This is a genomic window from Burkholderia sp. AU30280 (assembly GCF_020420125.1).
In the GTDB taxonomy this organism is placed as follows: domain Bacteria; phylum Pseudomonadota; class Gammaproteobacteria; order Burkholderiales; family Burkholderiaceae; genus Burkholderia.
The window spans coordinates 24,760-47,492 of sequence record NZ_JAIZRY010000011.1 but is presented as its reverse complement, the minus strand read 5'-3'; the positions used below and the strand labels follow the sequence as shown (position 1 = coordinate 47,492).

The following is a 22,733-nucleotide window of genomic DNA, read 5'->3' as shown; positions in this document are numbered from 1 at the left end:
GGGGTGTCCGCCTCGTACGAACCATTTCGTACACGTCACATCGAACGGCCTCGCAATTTCGGACTTGAACGAAATTTGATGCAGGAAATATGAGTCGTTTGTTTCGCATTGCGCTGACAGCGCGTTCGGCGGGTGAGCCGCTCAGGCAACACGATGAGTTGGCGTTTTTTCAGGGATAGCCCGGTCGCGCGGCTACCTTGATGCGTAACGACGGCGCCGCATACCGACTGTCCCGCGACTTTCCGGCCGCGCCCGGCTCGCCACCCAAAAGAAAGGGTTCTTCGCGGATCGACGCGAAGAACCCTTGCAAAGCATCGTTGCGACGAAGGCAGACACGACGATGGCGCGCGTGCCGCCATCGCCGGCCCGCCGACCCGCACGGCACCTGTGCCGAACGGGCGTCGGACCAAAGTCGCGACAGCGCGACGCGCCGGGGAGGCGGGCGTCGCGGCAACCCGCCACGCCTCCCCGAACGGGACCGATCAGTTCCGGATTTCGCCGAAATCGAGGCCCGCGAGCGGCACCGCCGCCGCGTTTCCGCTCACGCCATTGCCGCTCATCCAGCCGAAGTTGAGGCCGACCAGCCCACCGTACAACTGGTCGTAGCCGGCCGTATAGGCAATACGGCTGCGCGAGCTCGAGCGATCGACGTTGCCGAAGTTTTCGCCTGCGACGCCGCCCAGCCGTGCATTGCGCCCGCCGGACACCGAGCCTGACGACGACGACGACGCGATCTTGCCGTCGTTCTTGCCGACCAGGCCGCCAACCGAACTGCCATCGCCGCCCTTCGCCGAACCGATGGCGTCGGACGCATCGATCGAAGCAACCATGTGGTTGTGGCCGACCAGGCCGCCGACGTAGCTACCGGCGCCGGCAACGACGTCGCCCGACGCGCCCGACGACGACACGCCGCCCCAGTTGAGGCCGACCAGGCCGCCTGCCCTGCCCCTGCCGGCGACATTCACGGCCCCGCTTGCGTAGGCGCTCACCACCTTGCCGATGGCGCCATTCCAGCCGACGAGCCCCCCTGCGATGCTGTCGTCGCCGGCCGATACGGTGCCGCCTGCCGACGAAGCGGCCACGAGGCCGTTGTTGTCGCCGACGAGACCGCCTGCCTGGCTCTGCGCACCGACCTTGACCGCGCCGCTGGCCGACGAACCGTCCACCTTGCCGATGTTCGAGCCCACGAGCCCGCCCGCCTTCACGTTGTTGCGCCCTTCCACCTTGCCATGTGCGTCCGATGCGAGGATCTCGGCCTTGTCCGCGTTACGGCCGACGAGACCGCCCAACTGGCTGCCGGCGCCCGCGGAGACGTTGCCGAGCGCAGTGGATGCGCGGACCGTGCCTTCGTTCAACCCCACGAGACCGCCCGCCATCGCGGCGTTGCCGGCCTGAACGCTGCCGCGCGCCGTCGACGCCACGATCGTCGCACGATTGACGCCGACGAGCCCGCCGACCGAACCCGACGCACCCGCAACGACCTTGCCGCCCGCCGTCGACGCGGCGATCGTGCCGCGATTTTCCCCGACCAGGCCGCCTGCCTTCCCGTTGTCGCCCACGGTCACGTCGCCCGTCGCGTCGGATGCGTCGATCAACGCGGCGTTGTAGCCGACGAGGCCGCCCGCCGTCGCATCGTGGCCGGCCCGCACGCTCGCCGACGAAGAAGCAGCCTTGATCACCCCGCCTTCGTTGTAACCGACGAGGCCGCCGACACGCGCATCGCGGGCCAGGGCGGTGACGCTACCCGCGACCGTCGACGCCGTGATGACGCCGCGGTTGACACCGACCAGGCCGCCCGTATCACCGGCCGACTCGCTGCTGACCTTGACGTCGGCGCGGCTGTTACTGATGGTCGCGTCGCCCAGATCCGGCAGAAGGGCCGTGCGGTTTTCTCCGACCAGACCGCCGACGTACAGCGCGTCCCTGCCGCCTTCGACGCGGCCCGAAACCGATGCGCGATCGATCCGTCCGCTGATATTGCTGCCGACCAGGCCACCGAGGATCGCGCGGCCGTTGCCGCTCACCAGGACGTCTTTCGCCTTTACGTTGGTGATGTCGCCCAGGTTGTAGCCGGCCAATGCGCCGACGCTGACCGGCGACGCCGTGTACCCGGCCGGCGTGCGCGCCGTGATCTTGTCGAGCCCGAGGTTGGCGATGCGGCCGGTGTTGACCGCAAACAACCCGACGACCGCACTGCCGGGATTCGAGACCGACAGATTGCCGATGGAATTGCCCAGACCGTCGAACACGCCGCTGAAGGACGCACTGTCGCCGCCGAGGCTGCGGAATTGCGCACCCTTGCCGTCGATCGCGTTGCCCAGCACGTAGCGGCCGTTCATGTTGGCATCGACGCCGCGCAGCCCCGCGAGATCGTGAATCACGCGATACGCTTCACCGTTCGCCGAGAACGACGCATTGCGACCCGACAGCGTGACTACCGCATCGTTCGTCAGCGTATGGCCGCTGCCCGAGTTCAGCGCGAGGCTCGCGTTTTCGCCGGTCAGCGCCACGTTGTTGCCGATGCGGATGCGTTGCGCCGCGTTCATCGTCACGCCCGCGTTCGCGCCGCTCGCCGTCAGCGACTGCTTCAGGTCGACGTTGCCCTTTTTCGACGTCAGCGCCAGCGCGTTGTCGCTCGCCCAGTTCACCGCGTCGCCCACCGTCAGGTCGCCCGACGTGTTGGTCAGCGCCACGTTCGTCGTGCCCAGGTTGCGCGACAGCGTCTCGCCGTCGATCGCGGCGTTACCGCCGACCCCGGCGTTGGCCGCCTCGATCGTCCACTGGCCGGCGCGGCCCGACGCCGCACGCGTATCCACCTGCACGTCGCGCGACACCGTCACCCGCTCGCCGCGCGTCGTTACCGTGCCGCCTGCCGTCGAGGCGTCCTGCGCGCTCGCGTCCAGTTTCCCGCCGACTTGAACCTCGCCGCCGTCCAGCGTGATCTTCCCCGCGCGGCTGCTCAGGCCCTTCGCTTCGATCGTGCCGCTGTTCCGAACCACCGAACCCAGCAGATCGCCTGCCGCGCGCGCCGTCATCAGCACCTCCCCGCCGTCCGCCTTCAGCAGCCCGCCGTTGTGCGCCTGTGCGTCCACCGCCCCGCTTTCGACTTGCAGGTTCAGCAGCCCGTTGCCGTCGAAGTTCACGTTGAACGCATTGCCCGCGCCCAGCGCCACGCGCCCCATCTGCGCACGGATCACGCCCGTGTTCGACACCCGCGCGCCCAGCAGCGCCACGCTGCCGCCGTCCGCCGCCGTGATCGTCCCGGCGTTCTCCACCGACTGGCCCGAGGCTCCGGCGAACCGGTAGCGGCCCGCCAGGAAATCCGCGTCCGACAGGTTCTGCGTCGACGCCACCAGACCGCCCACGTTCACCTGCGCGCCCGCGCCGAACATCACGCCGTTCGGGTTCACCAGGAACACCCGCCCGTTCGCGTCCAGCTGGCCGTGAATCTGGCTGCCGTTCGCGCCGACCACCCGGTTCAGCGCGATCGACTGGCTCGTCGGCTGCTTGAACGACACCCGCTCGCCGCTACCCACGCTGAAGTCCTGCCAGTTCGTGATCAGCTTGTCCGTATGCTGGTTGATCGACATCGTCTTGTTGTCCGCCGACTTCGCGATGTCGGCCTGCCCAGACATGATCTCGCTGCCCGTCGGCAGCGCGTACGCGCCCGACGCAGCAGCCAGCCCCAGCAGCGACACGCCCGCAGCAACCAGGCGCTTGCCGCCGCCCGACTTGCCGCGACGGCGCGCCGTTTCCCCGACCGCGCACCAGCCACCCTGTGCTTCATTCCACACCAGTGAATAGGCCTTGTTCATTTTGGTATCCTCTTCAATCTGCTTTTTATAACCCGCCCTGTCGGACGGACCGATCACGCACGCTCAGAAATACTGAGCGGCTTGAACCCATACGCTCGGCGCGCGGGTCGGCGAGCCGAACGCCGCGCCGAGCGGCCACGAGGCCGTCAGCGTCACCTGGCGCTTCGCGCCGAACCAGCTCGCACCAACACCGCCGGCCTGCATGTGCTGCATGTTTCGCTCACGCGACCATGGGAACTTGTCGGCCTGCACGCGCCCGGCGTCGACGAACGTGCTGACCTGCCAGCCCGGCGCGACGAGATACCGCAACTCCGCGCTGGCCTGCCAGCCTTGGTCGCCGCTGCCGGCGCCGAGCGCGTATGCGCGCACGCCGTATGGGCCGCCGAGACTGAATTTCTCCGATTCGTCGAGATTGCGCGACGCGAGCTGCGCGCTGAATTGCGTGTACAGCTCGAACCGACGCCCGAGCGCCTGCACCCGCAGCGCGCTCACGTTCAGCTTCGTGAAGCTGCCGATCGATTTTTTCAGCGCATCCGCTTCGAACGGATCGTTGCTGCGCAGCCGCCCGACACCGAACATCACCGAGAACCCGTTGCGGCCTCCGCCCAGCCAGCCGTCCTGACTGTTGCCGCTGACGCCGAAGGTCCACAGGCCGATGTTCTTGTCGCGCCGGATAGCGAATATCCCGTAGTCGTCGCGCAGGTTCTTGTTTTCGTACTGGGCCTGCGCGGTGACGCTCAGGTTGCGTGCGCGCACGAGCGGCTGGGTCACGTACGCGGTCTGCACGCTCGCCCGGCCGCTGGAATCGAGATCCGAGAATGCTCCGCCGAGCCGGTAGCGCAGCGACGAATACGCGACGCCGACTCGCGTGGACGCGGGGCCGACCGGCAGCTGGTACGCGGCACGGTAGTAGCGCTGCAGTTCGTTGCTGAGCAGCCCGCGCAGGCTCAGGCGATCGCCGAGCCGCAGCGGCGAATTGACGTCGACACTGGCGCCGACACGGTAGCGCCCGAGCGCGACGTCACCGAAGTTGTCGAATTCGAGCGACCCGGACGCGAGCGGCCCTTTGTCTGCGTCGACGACGAGATCGGTAGTGCCGGGCGTATCGCCCGGACGCAACGTGCCGCGCGCGGCGACGCCGGCCAGGTCGTCGAGCAGCAACAGGCTGCGCTCGAGAGCGGACCCGCGTACGACATCGCCCGGCTGCAGCGCCGCGAGCGGCTGGCGCAGCGCGGCATCGAACACGCGCGAATGATTCCGGATCGTGATTGCGCCGTAGCGCCCTTCGGCGATTTCGATCCGCACGACGCCGTCGTCGATGTCCTGGCGAGGCAGGTAGGCACGCGCCAGCACGTAGCCATGGCGGCGATAGTAGGCAGTGATGCGCGCGGCGGCGCGTTGCAGGTCGGCGAAACCCAGCGTGCTGCCCGCAAGATCGGCGACGAGCGGCTGCAACTCGTCGTTGCCGAACACGGTATTACCGTCGAGCGCGAATGCGCGAACGAGTACGCGAGGCCCCGACTCGGGCGCGCGCTCGGCAGCCTCTTCCGACGGCGCCACCGTCAGTTCGGGCGCGGCTTCCGGCGGCAGATCCGGCCGCGGCGCCTCGATATCGCGCATCGCTCGCCCCGCATCCGGCACTTGTGCATGGACCGGCTCGAACAGGCTCGCGACACCACCGCAGATCAGCGCCACACACATTGCGTGGCGAACCCGCAGAACCACGCCGAGGTCGCGCGACACCGAACGCGAACCGGCCTCGCGTGACCGCGCCGCTTCGACGCGACCAATGACGGCCCGACGGCGGTCGACGACTTGCATATGATCTACCCACATGGAACACATTCGGACCTTGCCGGCAAGGCACTTGCCAGCTGCAACTCAAGCGCCGAATGCTACAGACGGACATTTCGCATGTATTTAGATCACGTACGAAAATTCGTGACTGAATTGTTAATTGCTGGCGCGGCCGGACGAGGCGTGCGAATGGTAAAGACGACTTCCGATTGATCGAAAGGATGGAAGCCGGCCGTCGACCCAAGCATCGCGCGAGCACGGTTGACCACCTGCGGCGGCACGCCTAAAGTGGCATTCCTTTCACGCCGCTCACGCAAAAGGGACGCCCATGATCGACTTCTCCACGCTCGCGCTGTTCTCCGGCGCATGTCTCGCGCTGACCGCCACGCCGGGCCCCGACATGCTGCTGATCGCGTCCCGCAGCGTGAGCCAGGGCCGGCGCGCGGGCTTCGCGACGCTTGCCGGCATTCAGGCCGGCACCTATTGCCATGCGCTCGCCGCCGCGCTCGGACTGTCGCAGCTCTTTCTCGCGGTGCCGATCGCGTACGACGTCGTGCGCTTCGCGGGCGCCGCCTATCTGCTGTATCTCGCGTGGAAGACGTTCCGTTCGGATGCAACCGCGCCGTCACCCGTCGCGTCGCAGCGTCGCCACTCGACCGCGGCGATCTTCCGCCAGGGGCTGACGACGAACCTGCTGAACCCGAAGATGGCGCTGTTCGTGCTCGCGCTGTTTCCGCAGTTCGTGCGCCCCGGGCACGGTTCGATCGCCGTGCAGATTCTCGTGCTCGCGACGGTGCTGAACCTGATCGGCATCGTCGTGAACGGCGCGGTCATCCTGTCCGCGAGCCGGCTGAGCCAGCGGATCGGCGCGCGCCGCCGCCCGTCGAAGCTGCCGCAGTATCTGCTCGGGTCGGTGTTCGTGGGGTTGGCCGCGCGGTTGGCGGTGGCGGGGCGGCAGTAGTCGTGACCCTGCCGGGCAATCACGCCGGTGCAATCGAGTGAATGAGGTTCGGTAGGGGAACGTATGACGATCCGCGCAAACGCGCATTGTCGGCCCCCAAGCGGCTCACTGAATACGAACGATTGAATCGCGAGGCATTTGCAGCGCTCGGCGCGCTGCTGGCTGTGCGGCGAGTGGCCGGCATCGTGTCGACCGATATCGCGGAAGGCACGGAAACGAGCGCGCCCACTGTGGAGTAACGCCGGCTCGCGTTCGTGAAGAGCCGGCGTGCGCGATCACTCGATACGACGCTCAAGCGGGCGTCGGCCGGTGACAAGAGGTTCGCGACCTCGCTCGCTGGAGTCAGACGCTGTCCGGATCGGCGCCTTCGGACACGTTTTCAACGTGCTCGCGCGTATCCGCCACGACGTGCAACGCCCCGCTCTCGAGCAAGCTCGCCGGCATCACCGTCCGACGGCGCCACGGAATCCGGCCGAAATACCAGATCTTCCAGAAGCCGAGCGGATGGTCGGGATTCCGGCGCAGCAGCATGTCGAAGGTCTCGACGTCGCCGAGCACGATCCGCGTCGCATCGCGCACGACCTCGCGCACGAACCGCGAGCAGAACTGCCGGCGTGACGCGAGATTGAAACCCGTGTCGTAGATCACGCCGGTCCGGCGCATCGCCGCTTCCACGAGCCGGCGCCGCTGCGCGGCATCGAGCGGCTGCTTCAGCCGCGCGATCACGCACGCGCCGCGATCGGAGCGCGCGAGAAAACGCGACATCGTCGTGACGCGCGACAGCGGAAACGTGCTCTCCGCAATCAACGGCTCGCCGCCGCGCTCGCCGATCACGATCCCGACGTGATTCGTCCACGAGCGCGTCGCGCTCGCCACTTCGAGAAACGGTCGCACGGTGACGCGGATGAAGACGATGTCGCCGATCTCCGGCTCGATCGGCAGCGGCATGTCATTCGGATCGTGATAACCCGAGGAGAAGAGACGCCGCCGGCCCGCTTCAGGCAAGCGGATCATGAGCGGCTGGCAGCCGGTATCGACAACCATACGGACCTCGCGCGAGTGGAGATGGCGCGAGCATGTCAGCTGCCGCCGCGCGCCGCACGCGCTGCTTCCGCGAGGGCGGGTATCCGCGCCGCCGGGTGGCGAATTTCGATACCGGTGCGCGGCCGCCGCGCGGCCTTCAGCGCGTCGCGCCCAGCGCCACGCGCAGCCGCTCCATCAACTGCGTGTAGTGGCGCAACACGTCGTCCTTCGGCACGACATTCGCGGTCGAGAAGCGTTCGGACCACGCGGGCTTCCATTCGTACGAGCCGTGCACGCTCCGATCACCGTCGGGCGCCTGGATCAGCGAGCGGATCCGCGCGTCGCGGCCCGGGCCCGTATGCATGTCGAACAGCGCGTGGATGTACGTGTGATACGCGTCGTACACGTCGTCGTCGAACAGGTAGCGGTAGATGTGGAACGTGCGATCGAGGTCGCGCTTCGCGCGGATCACGTCGTCCGGCGAGATGTCCTTCCAGTAGCCGATCCACGTGTAGAAGCACAGCAACGCATTGAGTTGCGGCGCAACCGCGTCGTATAGCGCGAGCCGCTTCTCGATCAATCGCTGGTTGGTCCACTGCACCAGTTCGAGCCGCTTCAGCCGGCGCGCGACGAGCCAGCCGAGACACGCAACCGACAACGGCGTCAGCACGCCCAGCACGAGCTTGACGATTTCCAGCGAATTCCACGGCGTGTTGATTGGCTGCATGAATGACCCGACAAGAAGAAACGCCCGCGCCGGCGCATGAACCGGCGCGCAGCACCGCCTGCCCGATCGCGTCGGCGTTGACCGTTAGTTGCTTGCGCATCGAACGTCGCGCGACCACCCAGGCAACCGGTTCGAAGCGCGGCGATTCGTCAGTCTACCGAGCGATTGTCACCGAGCCGTGGCCGTTCGTCGACCCGTCCGTTGCATGACACGCACCGGCATCGAGCTAGGTCGGTAGCGCCGACGTGAGCTTGACCTTCTGCATCGGAATGTCGGTCTTCACGCTCAGCACGCCTGGAATGCGCGTGAGGGTTTCCATCTGGAAGCGCCGGTAGTCGTCGATGTCGGCCGCGACGACGCGCAGCAGAAAATCGCAATCGCCCGCCATCAGGTGGCATTCGACGACTTCGGGCATCTGCTGGACGGCCTCGGCGAAGCGGTTCACCGATTCCGCGTCCTGCCCCTTCAGCCACACGCGCGTGAAGATCGTCAGCCCCTTGCCGACTTTCGCGGGATTCAGCACGGCCACGTATTTCTCGATCACGCCGGCTTCCTCGAGGAGCCGGACGCGCCGCAGGCACGGCGACGGCGACAGCCCGACCTCGTGTGCGAGCTCCACGTTCTGCATGCGGCCGTCGCGCTGGAGCGCGCTCAGGATCCGGCGGTCGATGGCGTCAAGTTTCATTGGCATTCAATTCCAAAAAATTTGCGTATCACGCGTTCAATGCCAAATTCTGAGAAAAATCTGGCCACAACGCAACCCGATTCGAGTCAAAAAAGCAGACAATTCCTCCCCCGAAGGAGGAGTAATGAGCAGTAGCGTTTCAACGTCGTCAGGGCTTCGCGAGAAGCCCGCCTATGTCGCCGAGATGGGTCGCGGTTTGCGCGCGGCGCTGCCCGTCATGCTGGGTTTCGTGCCGTTCGCGCTCGTGCTGGGCGCGCAGGCCGCGCAGAAGGGGCTGAGCCTGTTCGAAGTGCCGATGATGACCGGCATGAACTTCGGCGGCGGCTCCGAATTCGCGGCGATCCATCTGTGGACATCGCCGCCGCATATCGCGCTGATCGTCGCAATGTCGTTCCTCGTGAATTCGCGCCACATCCTGATGGGCGCCGCATTCGAGCCGTATATCCGCCGCCTGCCGCGCCGCCGCGCGTTCTTCGCGCTGTTCTTCATGTGTGACGAAAGCTGGGCGATGTCGCTCGCCGACGCCCGGGCGCGCTCGGCCACGCACATCAGCGTGCCCTATTACGCGGGCATCTGCGTGGGGCTCTACCTGACGTGGATCTCGATGACCACGCTCGGCGCGGCGGTCGGCCCGACGATCGGCAACGTCGAGCAGTACGGCTTCGACATGGCGTTCACGGCGGTATTCCTGGTGCTGCTGCGCGGGATGTGGAAAGGGATGCGCGCGAGCCGCCCGTGGCTCGTGAGCCTCGTCGTCGCCGCAGCCACGCACCTGGCCGTGCCCGGCGCGTGGTACGTCGCGGCCGGCGCCTGCGCGGGGCTGGTCGCCGCGCTGCTGTGGGAGCCGCGCGATGCCTGATTTCCCGGATTTCAGCACGGTCGCGACGATCGTGCTGATGGCGTCGACGACGTATCTGTCGCGCATCCTTGGCTACGTGCTGCTGCGCAACCGCACGCTGAGCCCGCGGATGGCGTCGGTGATGGAGAACGTGCCCGGCTGCGTGCTGATCTCGGTGATCGCGCCGGCGTTCGTGTCGACGCGCCCGGCCGACCTGCTCGCGCTGGCCGTGACGCTGATCGCGGCGACGCGCCTGTCGATCCTGCCGACCGTCATCGTCGGCGTCGTGTCGGCCGGCCTGCTGCGGCACCTGCTCGGCTGAACGGTTCCGACCCGCCGCGCCCGTCGCGGCATGCACACCGGCCAACGGGCGCGCGATGCGCCCGTTTTCGCATCCGCGCCCACCGCGCGACACGACGATTCTCACGCGGGAATGCTAGCCTTGTGGCTGGCGCCACACTGCACGCCCCCCTCTCATTGCCCATCTCCACGAGGATCGTCCCGATGCCAGAAACCCGCCCGCTGTTCGATCGTGCCCTGCTCACCAACGACGACGGATTCGATGCCCCCGGCCTTGACGTGCTCGAACAGGTTGCCACGCAACTGGCGCGCGAAGTGTGGATCGTTGCACCGGCTGAAGACCAGAGCGGCACGTCTCATTCGCTGAGCCTGCACGACCCGCTGCGCGTGCATCGCAAGGGCGACCGCCGTTTCGCGGTGCGCGGCACGCCCGGCGATTGCGTCGCGATCGCGATCGGCCACCTGATGAAGGACGCGCGGCCCGACATCGTGCTGTCCGGCGTGAATCGCGGCGGGAACCTCGGTACCGAAACGGTGTTTTCCGGCACGGTCGGCGCCGCGATGACGAGCATGCTGGTCGGCGTGCCGGCCATCGCGCTGAGCCAGGCCTTCACCGATCGCAACGCGGTGCCGTGGGACACCGCGCTCGCGCTTGCGCCGGACGTCATTCGCCGGCTCGTTGCCGCCGGCTGGGACAGCGATGCGTGCCTGAACGTGAACTTCCCGCCGCGGCCCGCGCAGGACGTGCGTGGCCTCAAGGTGACGAACCAGGGCGCCGGTACGCTACAGGGCGTCGAGATCGTGTCGAGGTGCGACCCGCGCGACTTCGAGTATCACTGGCTGAAGCTCGCACGCGCGCCGCGCGACGACGATGCGGATTCGGAAACGGTCGCGCTGGGTGATGGGTATGTCGCCGTCACGCCGCTGAAGTTCGAGCGCACGCACGACCAGGCGCTCGCGCAACTGCGATCGCGCCTCGGCTGATCGCTTGATCCGGCCAGCAAGCGGTCGCGGCCAGCGCGCACGTGACACCTGCGCGCGGGTGCGCGGCTGCTTCACCGCATCACGTCAGGTTCATTCCCCCGTCGAGCATCACGATCTCGCCCGTCACGTAGTCGGACGCGACGAGCATCGCGACCGTCTGCGCGATGTCGTCCGGTGTGGCCGCGCGGCGCATCGGCGCGCGCTCGCGCCAGAGCTGCTGCGCGTCCGTCCAGTCGGCCGTAAGCGGCGTATCGACGAGCCCCGGCGCGACCGCATTGACGCGAATCGCCGGTGCAAGCGTGCGCGCGAGCAGCCGCGTCGTGTGATTCAGCGCGGCCTTCGCCGCCGCATATGGAATCGACGCGCCTTTCGGCCGCACGCCCGCATGCGAGCTGACGTTCACCACGCACCCGGCCCGCCCGTGCGACGCCGCCTCGCGCAGCGCGGCCTCCGCCTCGGCGACGAGCCGGAACGGTGCGATCACGTTGATCTCGTGCATCTCGCGCCACACGTCGGGAGTCGCCGCGGCGAGGTCGTCATGCGGAATCACGCGGCTGACGCCCGCGTTGTTGACGAGCACGTCGAGCCGCCCGTGCACGGCAACGGCTTCGCGGATCAGGCGCACGCGCTCGGCGTCGTCGGCGAGATCGGCTTGCACATAGGCCGCGCCGAGTTCGCGCGCCATCGCGCGCCCCACGTCCGCCGAGCGGCGCGAATGCAGGATGAGCGCATGGCCGTCCGCCGCCAGTCGGCGCGCAACCGCCGCGCCGATCCCCGACGTCGAACCGGTGACGAGCGCGACCGGCCGATGCAGCCGCGACGCGCGCGGCTCGGCAACGGTTTCGGTTTCAGGTTCCGTTTCGGGAATCGGAACAGAGATCGGCGGAAGCGGCGCGTCCATATCGGGGAACCCTGTCAGTGGCGTTCCCGCATCATAATCGCGACGACGCCCCTGACGCGAACGTCGCGGCGGCCAAGCCGAAGCGGTCGGCCATCAGGCCGGCCGACAGCGCGCCGATCGCAGGGCCGAGCTCGCGCAGGCGCCCGGCCATCCGACCCGGCTCGAATTGCCGGAGCACCCCGCCCAGCGTGAGCGGTCGGTCGAGGCACTGACGGCGCTGTCGGGATGACGTTCGCGAACACGTCGCGGCACCTGCCGATCCTGCGGCGCGTGCGCCTCGTCGATACCGAGCGGCGCAGCCAGCACATCGTGTATCGCCTCGCCGGCGACAGCGAGGTCATCTTGCTGATGAAGGCGTTCGGCCGCGTGGGCGAGCGCAACGTCGACGAGATCAACAAGGTGATGGGCGACTACTTGGGCGATCTAGGCCGCTTCGGCAGATCGACATAGTCTTCGAGTTCGCCCGCGACATAGAGCCGCTTGCCGACTCGCGGGTATTCGCAGACGTCGTGCTCGAGCCGCTGCCCGCCGACGAGCAGCTCCAGCGGCGTATCGCCGGTGTTCTGCACCGTATGCGCTTCGCCGCCGCGCGGAAAGCCCAGAAAATCGCCGGGCCCGATTGCCTCGGTGCGCTCGCCGATCGTGACCGCGCCGGTGCCGGACAGCACGTACACGAACTCTTCTTCGTACAGGTGACGGTGATACTCGGCCGATTCGTGTCCGGGCATCAGCGTGAGCAGGTGAACACCGAATTGTGTCAGGCCGGTCAGGTCGCTGAGTTGTCGCTTGAGACGAACGGCATTGGGATTCAGCGAATGCACCGCGCGCACCGGTTCCATCTTCGCGATATCAGCGGCCTTCAGCAGTTCCCGGGGAAAGGGAGTCGACATGGGGTTCTCGCAAGCGTGAATGCTTCGTTTGAACGCTGCGCCGGCGTGGCGCGCGCAGCGGCTATTTTCCGCCATTTTCACGCTTGCAGAGGCGTTGCGAGCCCCGCCCTCGCGCGTGGCTAACGCACGCAATCGGCCAGCAGGTTCGCCAGCACCCGCGCACCTCGTGCGAGGGGCACCGGCTCGGCATTTTCCGCTTCGTTGTGGCTCAAGCCGGCCTTGCACGGCACGAACATCATCGCGGCAGGCGCGCATCGGCGTCGAACGCATGACCGTGCGCGACGATCGCGGCGATCTCGACGGTCATCTGGAGGGCGGGGAAGCGGAGATCGAGGCGCCGGCGGAAGCCGCGTTCGCGTTCTCGATGCACGCGTTTTCCGACTCGGTGCGCTGACGATGCGGCCTATCCGGCGCATACGCGAAACGCGCCGCGCGTGACGGAGTGAACCGCCGCGCGCGCCGCCGCGTTGTCGCCGCTCAGCGCACGTGCACGCCGCGCAACGCCGTCAGCAATGCCACGAGACGATCGATATGCGCGTCTTCGGTACGCCACGACGACACGCTGATCCGGAACGCCGGCCGCCCTTGCCACACCGTCGCGCCGAACCACACGTCGCCCGATGCCTGCGCAGCCTTGAGGATCGCAGCCGTTTCATCGTCGGTGCCGGCGCGCACCAGCACCTGGTTCAGCACGACGCGGTTCAGCACGTCGTAGCCGGCGGCGCGCAGCCCGTCCGCGACCCGCGCCGCCTGCGCGCAATGCTGCTCGACCATCGTGGCCACGCCGGCGCGGCCGAGTGAACGCAGTGCGGCCCACACGGGGATGCCGCGCGCGCGTCGCGAGAATTCGAGGTTCAGATTCTTCTGCGCGTCCTGCGCGCCGCTCAGGTAGACGGCGTCGCTGTTCATCGCGGTCGCAAGCGCGGCCGCGTCGCGGCAGATCACCATCGCGCCGTCGTACGGCGTGTTGAGCCACTTGTGGCCGTCGGTGGTCCAGCTGTCCGCGCCGTCGATGCCGTCCGTCAGCGCGCGCTTCGACGACGCACGCGCCCACAGGCCGAACGCGCCGTCGACGTGCACCCATGCGCCGGCCGCCTTCGCAGGCGGAATCAGCGCCGCGAACGGATCGAACTCGCCGGTGTTCACTTCGCCGGCCTGTACGCAGAGGATCGTCATGTCGTCGAGCGGCGGCATGTGCGCCGGGTCGATGCGGCCATGCGTGTCGACCGGCGCGACGACGAGGCGCTTCATCCCGAAACCGAGCACGCGCAGCGCCTTCTTCACCGTGATGTGCGCGAGTTCGGAGATCACGACCTTCACCTCGGGCGCGCCGATCAGGCCGTCCTCGTCGACGTCCCAGCCCTTGCGTGCGAGCAGCGCGCGCCGCGCGGCCACCAGCGCGACGAGCGTGCAGGCCGTCGCGCTGGTGCCGAAGCCGACCGCGCTCCCTTCGGGCAACCCGAGCACGTCGACCACCCAGCGCGCGGCCTGGCGCTCGATCGTCGCGGCCACCGGTGAATTCGCATACGACGACGCGCACTGGTCCCACGCGAGCATCAAGCGCTCGGCCGCCGCCGCGGCCGGCAGCGCGGCGCCGATCACGAAGCCGAAGTAGTTCGGTCCGTTCGACGCGACGGTCGCCGGCGTGCCGCGCTCGTCGAGCAGACGCAGGACGTCGTCGGCCGCGCGGCCCGTATCGGGCAGCGGCTCGTCGAACGCCGCAAGGCCGGCCAATGCGGCCGCGTCGGGAAACGCGCGCCGCTCGTTCGTCGCGGCCAGATACGCGTGCGCGCGCCGGTCGGCGTCGGCCAGCAATGCAAGTTCGTCCATGTCGGTTGCCTTCTTGGGAGTCAGAGTTGCAAAAGATCGCGGCCGAGTTGCTGCAGCGCGCCGTCGATCCGCTTGTAGTACGTGAACTTGCCGGCGCGGGTCGCCTGCACGAGCCCGGCATCCGCGAGGATGCGCATGTGGCGCGTGGTCGTGGCCGGCGCGATGCCGAGCTTCTCGGTGATGTACGTGCAGCACACGCCGAGCTCGTCGAAATCGCCGTGCGGCTGCGGCGGGAAATGCTTGTGTGGCTGCTTGAGCCAGCGCATCACGGCCAGGCGGCTTTCGTTGGCCAGTGCGCTGATGCGGGTGACGTCGTCCATGGGTTCGGTTTCATTTAACGTTTCGAATATTAGCTAAATGACGAAATGTGTGCAATCGAGAGCGAACGCCGGTTTCAACTGGCGGCATCGCGCCCCCGGATCGTCACGCCGGCCTTCGATACGATCGTGGCGAGACACGCGCCGCAACGCTCGGCGGACCACATGAACCTGCCCGTTACCCCTCGCCCAGCGCCTGCGCCAACCTGTCGATCAGCGCACGCACGCGCCGCGGTTGCACGGCGTTGCCCGGATAGACGATCTGCAAATCGACGTCGCCCGGCGAGAACGCGCGGAGGACTTCGACGAGCGCGCCGGACGCCAGATCCTGCTCGACGTCGACCAGCGACTTCAGCGCGACGCCATGCCCCGCGACGCACCATGCGCGCACGAGCGCGCCATCGTTGGCCACACGCCGGCCGCGCACCGCCACGCGCCGGGGTTCGCCATCGATGCTGAACGGCCATTCGGCATACAGGTCCGGCCCGAAGCGCATCACGATGCAGTCGTGCGCGGCAAGTTCGTCCGGATGCCGCGGCGTGCCGTGCGCCGCGAGATACTCGGGCGACGCGCACACCACGCGCCGCGCCCGGCCGAGCGAACGGATGCGCAGCGAACTGTCGGCGAGTGTGCCGCGCCGGATCGCGAAATCGAGCCCCTGCCCGACGACATCGACGTAACCGTCGCCGAGATGCAGGTCGACCGTGACGCCCGGATGCTCGACGAGGAACGCGTCGACGACGGGCACCACGCGCTCTCGCCCGAGATCGGCCGGCGCGCTCAGGCGCACGGGCCCCGACAGCGACTGCACACCCAACCGCACGCGGCTTTCGAGTTCATCGGCCTCCGCCAGCAGGCGTCGCGCGCCGTCGACGAGCATGCGGCCTTCGTCGGTCAGGCTGATCGCGCGTGTCGTGCGCGTGAGCAACGCCGCGCCGTAGTGGCGCTCGAGCGCGGTCAGCCGCTCGGACACCGTGGCCGGCGACAGCCCGAACTCTCGGCCCGCCACGGCCAGCCCGCCTTTCTCAACGATGCGCAGGAACAGCGCGAGATTATCGAGCAGCATTATTCGCCTCCTCCGAACGATATTTTCGAAGTCTGCCCAATTATCCGGAATATCCACAAGCGATACAGTGAGGCGACCCTGGCCACGCGGCACCCCTCGACACTTCGATTACCCAAAGGAAACCCGCCATGGAATACCACACCCTCGGCCGCTCCGGCCTCAAGGTTCCCGTCCTGAGCTTCGGCGCCGGCACGTTCGGCGGCACCGGCCCGCTGTTCGGCGCATGGGGCAACACGGGCGTCGACGAAGCGCGCAGCCTGATCGACATCTGCCTCGACGCCGGCGTCAACCTGTTCGACACGGCCGACGTGTATTCGGACGGCGAATCCGAGCGCGTGCTCGGCGCCGCGATCCAGGGACGCCGCGACCAGGTGCTGATCTCGACGAAGACGGGCCTGCCGACCGGCGCCGGCCCGAACGACGCGGGCACGTCGCGCGCGCGGCTGGTGCGCGCCGTCGACGACGCGCTGCGCCGCCTCGGCACCGACTACATCGACCTGCTGCAACTCCACGCGTTCGACGCGGGCACGCCGGTCGAGGAAGTGATGTCGACGCTCGACGATCTCGTGCGCGCGGGCAAGCTGCGCTACATCGGCGTGTCGAACTTCGCGGGGTGGCAGATCATGAAATCGCTGGCGCTGGCGGATCGGCACGGCTGGTCGCGTTACGTGGCGAACCAGGTCTACTACTCGCTCGTCGGCCGCGACTACGAGTGGGACCTGATGCCGCTCGGCGCCGACCAGGGGCTCGGCGCGCTCGTCTGGAGCCCGCTCGGCTGGGGCCGGCTCACCGGCAAGATCCGGCGCAACGCGCCGCTGCCCGAAGGTAGCCGCCTGCATGAAACGGCCAGCTTCGGGCCGCCTGTCGACGACGCACGCCTGTACGACGTGGTCGATGCGCTCGACGCGATCGCCGAGGAAACCGGCAAGACCGTACCGCAGATCGCGCTGAACTGGCTGCTGCAGCGCCCGACCGTGTCGTCGGTGATCATCGGCGCGCGCAACGAGGAACAGCTGCGGCAGAACCTCGGCGCGGCCGGCTGGGCACTGACCGATGCGCAGGTCGCGAAACTCGACGCGGCGAGCGCGGTGGAAGCACCGTATCCGTACTTCCCGTATCGCCGCCAGCAGGCGTTCGCGCAACTCAATCCGCCGCTGCGCGGGTAAGCGCCGACGGCCGGCGAAGGTGGCCGTGTCGCCTTAGGCCGGCACGCGCGCTTCGCCGAGCCGCACGACCTTGTCGGCCGGCCCGATGACCGAGCGCCGGTGCGTGATCGCAACGACCGTGACGTCGCGGGCCAGCAGCCGCACGTGCTCCATGATGTCGCGCTCGGTGGCTTCGTCGAGCGCGGAACTCGCTTCGTCGAGAAACAGCACGGTCGGATCGCCGTACAGCGCGCGGGCAATCGCGATGCGCTGGCGCTCGCCGCCGGACAGCTTCAGCCCGCGCTCGCCCACCGTGGTGCGGAAGCCGTCCGGCAGGCTCTCGATGAACGTCAGGATCGTCGCCTTCGCCGCCGCTTCGCGCAGACGCTGCGCATCGCGTGGCCGGCCGAGCAGGATGTTGTCCTCGAGGCTTTCGTTCAGCAGCACGACATCCTGCGGCACGACGGCGACCGCGCCGTACCAGTCGGCGCGATCGATCGCCGCGAGATCGACACCGTCGACGAGGATGCGCCCGCCGGTCGGCTCGATCGACTTCAGCGCGAGCTTGAAGACGGTGGATTTGCCCGCACCGGTTTCGCCGACGAGGAACGTGATCGCACCCCGTTCGGCGACGAAGTCGACGTCGGTCACGCCGCGGCCGTTGTCGTACGCATAGGCGACGTGGTCGAACACGATGCGCCCGTCCCGCGGCGAAAACGCCGACACGTGCGACACCTGCCGCTCCTCGGGCGCCGTCCACAGCGCCGCGAACGGCCCGAGCTCCGCGCGGGAGCGTGCGCACTCGGCGACCGCGCGCGCGATGATTTCGAACGGCTGGTTCAGTTGCAGCAGCAACGTGTTGAACAGCACGATGTCGCCGATCGACAGTGCGCCCGCCGCATGGCGCGGCAGCAGCAGCCAGAACGTCACCATGAACTGGATCGCGAGACCAAGACCCAGCACCGCAAGATAGCGGACGTGCTGCAGCACATACGCGCGCCAGCTGTCGCGCACGACGCGCGCTTTCTCCGAGAAACGTTCGCTCATCCAGCGATGGCTGCCGAAATGCCGGAGTGTCTCCATCGCATGGATCGCGCCGCCGACGAAGCGCGCATTCTCCTGGCCGGCCTCGATCGCGCGATCGAGGAACGCGCGCGAGCGCCGCGCGCCAACGATCGCGATCGTCACCGCGACCGCACCGTAGGCGGCGGTGATGGCCACGACCTCGAGGTTGATCAGCGCGCCGAGCGTGACGAGCGTCAGCACGATCTGCAGCGTGCCGGGAATCAGGTCCATCAGGCTCAGCAGCACGAGCACCGACAGCGCCCGGCTGCCGCGCTGGTTCGCGTTCTGGATTTCCGCGGGATTGTGCTCGACGAAGAACGCCGTGGTCTTGTTCAGGATGCGCTCGAAAAAGCGCGTGCTGGTGATGAAGCCCAGATTCTCCGAGCTCATGAACGCGAGGTACTGCACCACGCGTTGCAGCGCGCTGGCGAGGCCCAGCAGCACCGCGTAGATCACGAAGCCCGGGATCAGCGCGTGGAGCACGCCGCGGTGCGACAGCGCATCGATCAGGCGCGAGAACAGATAGGGGGCGGCAACCGCGCTCGCGCTCGACAGGATGACGACGGCCACGACCGTCAGCAACATCAGGCGATCGGCCTTCCAGTAGGCCCGCAGGACCTCGGTGATCGGATGCGACGCACGAGTTTCGTTCATGGCGGGATGAACCGGGCACGGCGCAGCCCGGATGGCGGCGATGGGCGAAAAAGTCTAACAGAGCGAAAGGAATGGCGTGGTGGCATGGTGACGTTGGGGCGGCACGGCGGCGGTGTCGCGCGGTTCCCGGAAGCCCGTTCCGTTCAGCAGGACCCTTGGGCGGTTGATCACTGCCGTTCCAACGGATGCATGCGAACCCAGGCGCTGCGTGAGAACCGGGCCGACTCGACAGAACGGCGGCGCGCACTCACATTGACATATCGATAAGTCCCGATATCGCGAGTTATCACTTTGTCTTGACGCGACAAAACCCCGGCAAGCTGGATGAGTTGAGTGCATCGATCGAATGCGGTCAGCTCCGGCCGCACGTGGGTGCCGTCTATTCCCTTGCCGACATTCCGCTCGCGCATGCCCTGCCGGAGCGTCCCGACAACGGGGTTCGAGGAAAAATCGCGATTGCGGTCGAGCCGTCGGCTTATCCCGAACGGGGTGCTAGTTCCAAAGGGGCGTGATCTTTTTCTCTCAGGCTGAACGTAGCGAGTTGCGCCCGCGGCTCAGCGATGCGCGGAGCTGAATCTGTCCGCCCCGAGCGCAGCCGACATGACCACCGCAGGTTCTGACGGTCAGCCAACCTCACAAGAATCACGCGCATCGTGGCACCAAGAAAAGCCGTCGTCATGGGCCTACCCATGGGGCCGCGGACTTCCTATCGTAGAGACCTGCGACGCGCCTGCCGGACCGGCGGCGCGCGCACTTCTCCTCGACAGGTCCGCCAACATGAACGCCAACGACACCGGACTGACCGTACGCGCGGTCACGGAAGACGACTACGACCAGTGGCTGCCGCTATGGGACGGCTATAACCGCTTCTACGGCCGCTTCGACGATACCGCGCTGCCGCGGCGCATCACGCAGCTCACGTGGTCGCGCTTCTTCGACGTCTACGAACCCGTGCATGCGCTCGTCGCCGAACGCGCCGGCCGGCTCGTCGGGCTCGTGCATTTCCTGTATCACCGCAGCACGACGCTCGCCGGGCCGACCTGTTACCTGCAGGACCTGTTCACGCTCGACAGCGAGCGCGGCAAGGGCGTCGGCCGCGCGCTGATCGAAGCCGTGTACGACACCGCGCGTGCGCATCGCGCCGAACGCGTGTACTGGCAGACGCACGAAACGAATCACACGGCGAAGCGGCTCTACGACACCGTCGCGGAAAAGCCGGGAGCCGTGCTCTACCGGAAAGAGTTGTCGCGCTGAGCTGAACGGCGACGCGCGGGCAAGTGCCATCTCGTGGATTTCCCGGCCCGATTGAAGGCCATGATCGCTTCCGGAACAGCCGCTTCGGCAAACCTTGTCACCCCGGGGATACACGATCCTCCTTGCGGTCAATTTTTGTGTCCCCCAGCGACCCGCTCAACCCGCCGGCCGCGCCTCGATCCACAAAAACAGCGGCACGCGCGGGCGGGGGCATCGCACGGCCGGTTTCCGTTTCCGGCGGCGACGTTCTACAGTGGCATAAAACAATCCGCGCCGCCGCGCGTCGTCCTCGCTCGGCGATGCGCACCCGATTCCGAGGAAATCCCATGCCGAGCATCCTGGCCGCGCCCGCCAATCTCCCGCCCAGCCCCGTCGCGGCGGAAACGCGCATGGTGCACGACGTCGCCACGCTGAAGCCGTCCGACTATCGGTCGGCGGACGGCGCGTCGTGGGTCATCTCCACCATCACGCCGGCCGCGGACAGCGGCGCGAACGTGACCGGCACGACGTACTTCGACACCGCGAAAGGCCAGACCGTCCCGGTACCCGACGCGCGGCGCCGCTATGCGAATCGCGGCACGTGGCAGGTCGTCGCGAGCTCGAGCCCTGCCGTGCCCGCCACCGGCCGCTACGACTGGCTGACGCTCGCCTGGCTGCCGATCAACCGGCGGCCGCTGCCCCAGACCCCCGAGCACCTGTATTCGCCGTTCATTCGCGGCGGCACGATCGTGTATCGCTGGAATCCGGCGGCGGAAGGCGGCGAACAGTTCGGCAACGTGCGGATGATCTTTCCGGAATGGACGCAGCAGGTGGCGGATGCGTTGCGGGCTGCTCCGGCAGCGTCGCCCGACGGGGCGAGCGCGTCGGCCGTATCGTCGGCGCTCGATCGCCTGAAAGCGGACACGAATCCGATGACCGCCGTGCTCGACTTCGGCGATGCACTGCGCGATGAACCGGTCGAGCGGATCGTCGCGCGGCTGCCGGAGCTGCTGCGGGTGAAGGATCTACACGAACTATCGGCGATCGTGTTCCTGTGCCTGTCCGGATCGCGCGCCGAAGACCGGCCGCGCTTCGCCGAAATGATCAACGGTGCGATCGCGTCGACCGACGACAGCGCGCGGCTGCTTGCGATTGCGTATGGCGCATTCGCGGCCGGCCGGGCGCGGCCCTATCCGTTCAACGATGCGGGGCAGACAGCGCGGATCAACGACGTGTTCGGCGTGTTGAAGCGGCGGACGGCCGCGCTCAACGTGCCGGTTGGGGAAGGGTCGCCTTGGTACGAGTTCTTCACCGCGTATCGGCTCGGCGGCGCGGTCTCCGGCAACGGACCGTGATCGTCCGCAATAATCAGCCCCACGGCAGTCACGCCCGATCGCCAGCCCCCCCCACGCGCTCGCAACGCGGTCAACCGGCATTCCATTCGCGTACGACATCGCGATCAATAAATCCCGAATCGATTGTCGATTTATTCGACCTTTTGAATTGATTCGTCCGGTGTTAGATTTTCGCCCGGCCTCAGAGCCATCTCAAATAACCCAAACCCAAAAGACCAAATCATGAAATCTGTATTCCGTCATGCCGCTCTGGCATTGGTGACGATCGGCTTCCTGTCGGGCTGCGCGAGCAGCGTGACACGCGACGCCAGCGATCAGCCGGGGGCCATCGCAACTGCATCGACGCCCAAATTCGGCTCGAAACCCGTGATCGTTCAAGTCACGCTCGACAAAGCCGCGCAAGACGCGCTGAAAGACAATCTGAAATTCAGCCCCGAGAACCTGAAAGGGAAAATCGAAAGCGCACTGGCCGCACGCAAGTTGCTGGCAACGGCGGGTTCGACCGATGCGATGCACCTGAACATCGAAGTCAACGGCATTCGCGTGCGCTCGAGCTTCTCGGCAGTGATGTTCGGCTTCATGGCGGGCAACGATCACGTCGACGGCACCGTGACGCTCACCGACGCCGACAATCATCAGATCGACCGCTTCAAGGTGTCGGCCTCGTATGCGCTCGGCGGCCTCGCCGGCGGCATGGACGATACGCGCCTGAACTGGCTGTACGAGAAGTTCACCGAGAAGACGCTGACGACGCTCGATCCGGCGACCGACGCGCAGCAAGCGAACGCAGCACAAGCCCCGTCGGGCAATCTGTAATCGCCGACGCCCGGCGGGCCCCGCATGCAAGGCCCGTCGGGCGTCAATCACCGCGCTCGCCGCTGCGACGACGAAGCGCATATCCGGCCCGTGTCGTGTCGATGAACGCGATTCCGCTGACCGCCGCTGAGCATCGGGCCGGTCCGATTTGCAGCATGCGCGCCTGAAAATCACGGCGTCCTGAACCTGCTCTTCCGTCGAATTCGCAACGAGCCGTTACGTTCCCGGCGGGAACCCCCATCCGCGGCGACCTGTCGAATCGCCGACACGACCGTCGACGGCTTCGTCGCCGTGGCGGACAATCCCGTCTCCAGCCCCGCTCGTTCGCACC

At 67.5% G+C, this 22,733-nt stretch carries 20 protein-coding genes and 3 pseudogenes; 11 read left to right on the top strand and 12 right to left on the bottom strand.

Translation table 11 applies throughout. The features are described 5' to 3' along the window. Positions 1 to 482 precede the first annotated feature (482 nt). Together LGN17_RS24190 and LGN17_RS24185 are read right to left on the bottom strand one after the other, a co-directional pair. Positions 483 to 3,815, bottom strand: coding sequence for a GLUG motif-containing protein (locus LGN17_RS24190; RefSeq protein WP_226199135.1), 3,333 nt, complete (start codon positions 3,813 to 3,815; stop codon positions 483 to 485). 63 nt (positions 3,816 to 3,878) lie between these two features. Then, complete coding sequence (locus tag LGN17_RS24185; RefSeq protein WP_226199133.1) at positions 3,879 to 5,516, bottom strand: ShlB/FhaC/HecB family hemolysin secretion/activation protein; 1,638 nt, start codon at positions 5,514 to 5,516, stop codon at positions 3,879 to 3,881. Between the two features lie 424 nt (positions 5,517 to 5,940). On the opposite strand from LGN17_RS24185, the gene LGN17_RS24180 reads away from it, so the two are divergent. Beyond that, positions 5,941 to 6,573 carry a LysE family translocator gene (locus tag LGN17_RS24180; protein WP_226198903.1) on the top strand — a complete coding sequence of 211 codons (633 nt, stop codon included), beginning with the start codon at positions 5,941 to 5,943 and terminating at the stop codon, positions 6,571 to 6,573. Positions 6,574 to 6,915: 342 nt separating this feature from the next. Here LGN17_RS24180 and LGN17_RS24175 read toward each other — a convergent pair whose 3' ends face one another. The 3 genes from LGN17_RS24175 to LGN17_RS24165 all read right to left on the bottom strand — a co-directional run bounded on the left by LGN17_RS24175 (position 6,916) and on the right by LGN17_RS24165 (position 9,008). After that, positions 6,916 to 7,617: a YebB family permuted papain-like enzyme gene (locus LGN17_RS24175; RefSeq protein ID WP_226198902.1), complete on the bottom strand. Its 702-nt coding sequence runs from the start codon at positions 7,615 to 7,617 to the stop codon at positions 6,916 to 6,918. A gap of 136 nt (positions 7,618 to 7,753) precedes the next feature. After that, entirely contained in the window at positions 7,754 to 8,323 is a 570-nt protein-coding gene (locus LGN17_RS24170; protein WP_175956779.1) for a hypothetical protein, read from the bottom strand. A 226-nt stretch (positions 8,324 to 8,549) separates the two neighbouring features. Next, positions 8,550 to 9,008: an Lrp/AsnC family transcriptional regulator gene (locus LGN17_RS24165; protein ID WP_012365188.1), complete on the bottom strand. Its 459-nt coding sequence runs from the start codon at positions 9,006 to 9,008 to the stop codon at positions 8,550 to 8,552. 124 nt (positions 9,009 to 9,132) lie between these two features. On the opposite strand from LGN17_RS24165, the gene LGN17_RS24160 reads away from it, so the two are divergent. The 3 genes from LGN17_RS24160 (at position 9,133) to surE (ending at position 11,130) form a co-directional block, all read left to right on the top strand. Next, complete coding sequence (locus tag LGN17_RS24160; RefSeq protein WP_226198901.1) at positions 9,133 to 9,867, top strand: AzlC family ABC transporter permease; 735 nt, start codon at positions 9,133 to 9,135, stop codon at positions 9,865 to 9,867. Beyond that, positions 9,860 to 10,168 carry an AzlD family protein gene (locus tag LGN17_RS24155; protein WP_069250570.1) on the top strand — a complete coding sequence of 103 codons (309 nt, stop codon included), beginning with the start codon at positions 9,860 to 9,862 and terminating at the stop codon, positions 10,166 to 10,168. The genes LGN17_RS24160 and LGN17_RS24155 overlap by 8 nt, the downstream gene beginning before the upstream one ends. A gap of 182 nt (positions 10,169 to 10,350) precedes the next feature. Continuing rightward, a complete protein-coding gene (gene surE, locus LGN17_RS24150) occupies positions 10,351 to 11,130 on the top strand; it encodes a 5'/3'-nucleotidase SurE (RefSeq protein ID WP_226198900.1) in 780 nt (259 codons plus the stop codon). A 79-nt stretch (positions 11,131 to 11,209) separates the two neighbouring features. On the opposite strand, the gene LGN17_RS24145 is transcribed toward surE, so the two are convergent. Further along, positions 11,210 to 12,031 carry an SDR family NAD(P)-dependent oxidoreductase gene (locus LGN17_RS24145; protein ID WP_226198899.1) on the bottom strand — a complete coding sequence of 274 codons (822 nt, stop codon included), beginning with the start codon at positions 12,029 to 12,031 and terminating at the stop codon, positions 11,210 to 11,212. A 124-nt stretch (positions 12,032 to 12,155) separates the two neighbouring features. On the opposite strand from LGN17_RS24145, the pseudogene LGN17_RS24140 reads away from it, so the two are divergent. Then, a pseudogene (locus tag LGN17_RS24140) lies at positions 12,156 to 12,445 on the top strand (ArsR/SmtB family transcription factor); the annotation flags it as partial. Here the strand turns inward: LGN17_RS24140 and LGN17_RS24135 are convergent. Then, positions 12,442 to 12,921 (bottom strand): cupin domain-containing protein, encoded by a 480-nt coding sequence (locus LGN17_RS24135; RefSeq protein ID WP_226199131.1) that lies wholly within the window; start codon positions 12,919 to 12,921, stop codon positions 12,442 to 12,444. The pseudogene LGN17_RS24140 and the gene LGN17_RS24135 overlap by 4 nt on opposite strands. Before the next feature lie 119 nt (positions 12,922 to 13,040). Beyond that, positions 13,041 to 13,172: pseudogene (locus tag LGN17_RS36890) on the bottom strand (Zn-dependent hydrolase); the annotation flags it as partial. 17 nt (positions 13,173 to 13,189) lie between these two features. On the opposite strand from LGN17_RS36890, the gene LGN17_RS36555 reads away from it, so the two are divergent. Then, a complete protein-coding gene (locus LGN17_RS36555; RefSeq protein ID WP_264166046.1) occupies positions 13,190 to 13,315 on the top strand; it encodes a hypothetical protein in 126 nt (41 codons plus the stop codon). 83 nt (positions 13,316 to 13,398) lie between these two features. On the opposite strand, the gene LGN17_RS24130 is transcribed toward LGN17_RS36555, so the two are convergent. The 3 genes from LGN17_RS24130 to LGN17_RS24120 all read right to left on the bottom strand — a co-directional run bounded on the left by LGN17_RS24130 (position 13,399) and on the right by LGN17_RS24120 (position 16,134). Beyond that, the gene (locus LGN17_RS24130; protein WP_226198897.1) at positions 13,399 to 14,751 is read right to left on the bottom strand and encodes a pyridoxal phosphate-dependent decarboxylase family protein; all 1,353 of its coding nucleotides are present in this window, start codon (positions 14,749 to 14,751) and stop codon (positions 13,399 to 13,401) included. A gap of 20 nt (positions 14,752 to 14,771) precedes the next feature. Beyond that, positions 14,772 to 15,071, bottom strand: a complete 300-nt coding sequence (locus tag LGN17_RS24125; protein ID WP_226198896.1) for an ArsR/SmtB family transcription factor — start codon at positions 15,069 to 15,071, stop codon at positions 14,772 to 14,774. A 175-nt stretch (positions 15,072 to 15,246) separates the two neighbouring features. Next, a complete protein-coding gene (locus LGN17_RS24120) occupies positions 15,247 to 16,134 on the bottom strand; it encodes a LysR family transcriptional regulator (RefSeq protein ID WP_226198895.1) in 888 nt (295 codons plus the stop codon). Positions 16,135 to 16,262: 128 nt separating this feature from the next. On the opposite strand from LGN17_RS24120, the gene LGN17_RS24115 reads away from it, so the two are divergent. Next, on the top strand, positions 16,263 to 17,300 hold the full coding sequence (locus LGN17_RS24115) for an aldo/keto reductase (RefSeq protein WP_226198894.1): 1,038 nt from the start codon (positions 16,263 to 16,265) through the stop codon (positions 17,298 to 17,300). 33 nt (positions 17,301 to 17,333) lie between these two features. Here the strand turns inward: LGN17_RS24115 and LGN17_RS24110 are convergent, their stop codons facing one another. Next, a complete protein-coding gene (locus LGN17_RS24110; protein WP_226198893.1) occupies positions 17,334 to 18,998 on the bottom strand; it encodes an ABC transporter ATP-binding protein in 1,665 nt (554 codons plus the stop codon). A gap of 278 nt (positions 18,999 to 19,276) precedes the next feature. On the opposite strand from LGN17_RS24110, the pseudogene LGN17_RS24105 reads away from it, so the two are divergent. From LGN17_RS24105 to LGN17_RS24090, 4 genes and pseudogenes are all read left to right on the top strand, one after another. Further along, positions 19,277 to 19,510 (top strand): annotated as a pseudogene (locus LGN17_RS24105) (zinc-binding dehydrogenase); the annotation flags it as partial. 265 nt (positions 19,511 to 19,775) lie between these two features. Beyond that, positions 19,776 to 20,252 (top strand): GNAT family N-acetyltransferase, encoded by a 477-nt coding sequence (locus tag LGN17_RS24100; RefSeq protein ID WP_226198892.1) that lies wholly within the window; start codon positions 19,776 to 19,778, stop codon positions 20,250 to 20,252. Between the two features lie 326 nt (positions 20,253 to 20,578). Continuing rightward, positions 20,579 to 21,586 (top strand): hypothetical protein, encoded by a 1,008-nt coding sequence (locus LGN17_RS24095; RefSeq protein ID WP_226198891.1) that lies wholly within the window; start codon positions 20,579 to 20,581, stop codon positions 21,584 to 21,586. Between the two features lie 222 nt (positions 21,587 to 21,808). Next, on the top strand, positions 21,809 to 22,402 hold the full coding sequence (locus LGN17_RS24090; protein ID WP_226198890.1) for a DUF4410 domain-containing protein: 594 nt from the start codon (positions 21,809 to 21,811) through the stop codon (positions 22,400 to 22,402). Positions 22,403 to 22,733: the final 331 nt, after the last annotated feature.

Coding starts and splice junctions, on each gene's coding strand:
- LGN17_RS24190 (WP_226199135.1), bottom strand. CDS start 3,815: ATGAACAAGGCCTATTCACTGGTGTGGAATGAAGCACAGGGTGGCTGG.
- LGN17_RS24185 (WP_226199133.1), bottom strand. CDS start 5,516: ATGTGTGTGGCGCTGATCTGCGGTGGTGTCGCGAGCCTGTTCGAGCCG.
- LGN17_RS24180 (WP_226198903.1), top strand. CDS start 5,941: ATGATCGACTTCTCCACGCTCGCGCTGTTCTCCGGCGCATGTCTCGCG.
- LGN17_RS24175 (WP_226198902.1), bottom strand. CDS start 7,617: ATGGTTGTCGATACCGGCTGCCAGCCGCTCATGATCCGCTTGCCTGAA.
- LGN17_RS24170 (WP_175956779.1), bottom strand. CDS start 8,323: ATGCAGCCAATCAACACGCCGTGGAATTCGCTGGAAATCGTCAAGCTC.
- LGN17_RS24165 (WP_012365188.1), bottom strand. CDS start 9,008: ATGAAACTTGACGCCATCGACCGCCGGATCCTGAGCGCGCTCCAGCGC.
- LGN17_RS24160 (WP_226198901.1), top strand. CDS start 9,133: ATGAGCAGTAGCGTTTCAACGTCGTCAGGGCTTCGCGAGAAGCCCGCC.
- LGN17_RS24155 (WP_069250570.1), top strand. CDS start 9,860: ATGCCTGATTTCCCGGATTTCAGCACGGTCGCGACGATCGTGCTGATG.
- surE (WP_226198900.1), top strand. CDS start 10,351: ATGCCAGAAACCCGCCCGCTGTTCGATCGTGCCCTGCTCACCAACGAC.
- LGN17_RS24145 (WP_226198899.1), bottom strand. CDS start 12,031: ATGGACGCGCCGCTTCCGCCGATCTCTGTTCCGATTCCCGAAACGGAA.
- LGN17_RS24135 (WP_226199131.1), bottom strand. CDS start 12,921: ATGTCGACTCCCTTTCCCCGGGAACTGCTGAAGGCCGCTGATATCGCG.
- LGN17_RS36555 (WP_264166046.1), top strand. CDS start 13,190: ATGACCGTGCGCGACGATCGCGGCGATCTCGACGGTCATCTGGAGGGC.
- LGN17_RS24130 (WP_226198897.1), bottom strand. CDS start 14,751: ATGGACGAACTTGCATTGCTGGCCGACGCCGACCGGCGCGCGCACGCG.
- LGN17_RS24125 (WP_226198896.1), bottom strand. CDS start 15,071: ATGGACGACGTCACCCGCATCAGCGCACTGGCCAACGAAAGCCGCCTG.
- LGN17_RS24120 (WP_226198895.1), bottom strand. CDS start 16,134: ATGCTGCTCGATAATCTCGCGCTGTTCCTGCGCATCGTTGAGAAAGGC.
- LGN17_RS24115 (WP_226198894.1), top strand. CDS start 16,263: ATGGAATACCACACCCTCGGCCGCTCCGGCCTCAAGGTTCCCGTCCTG.
- LGN17_RS24110 (WP_226198893.1), bottom strand. CDS start 18,998: ATGAACGAAACTCGTGCGTCGCATCCGATCACCGAGGTCCTGCGGGCC.
- LGN17_RS24100 (WP_226198892.1), top strand. CDS start 19,776: ATGAACGCCAACGACACCGGACTGACCGTACGCGCGGTCACGGAAGAC.
- LGN17_RS24095 (WP_226198891.1), top strand. CDS start 20,579: ATGCCGAGCATCCTGGCCGCGCCCGCCAATCTCCCGCCCAGCCCCGTC.
- LGN17_RS24090 (WP_226198890.1), top strand. CDS start 21,809: ATGAAATCTGTATTCCGTCATGCCGCTCTGGCATTGGTGACGATCGGC.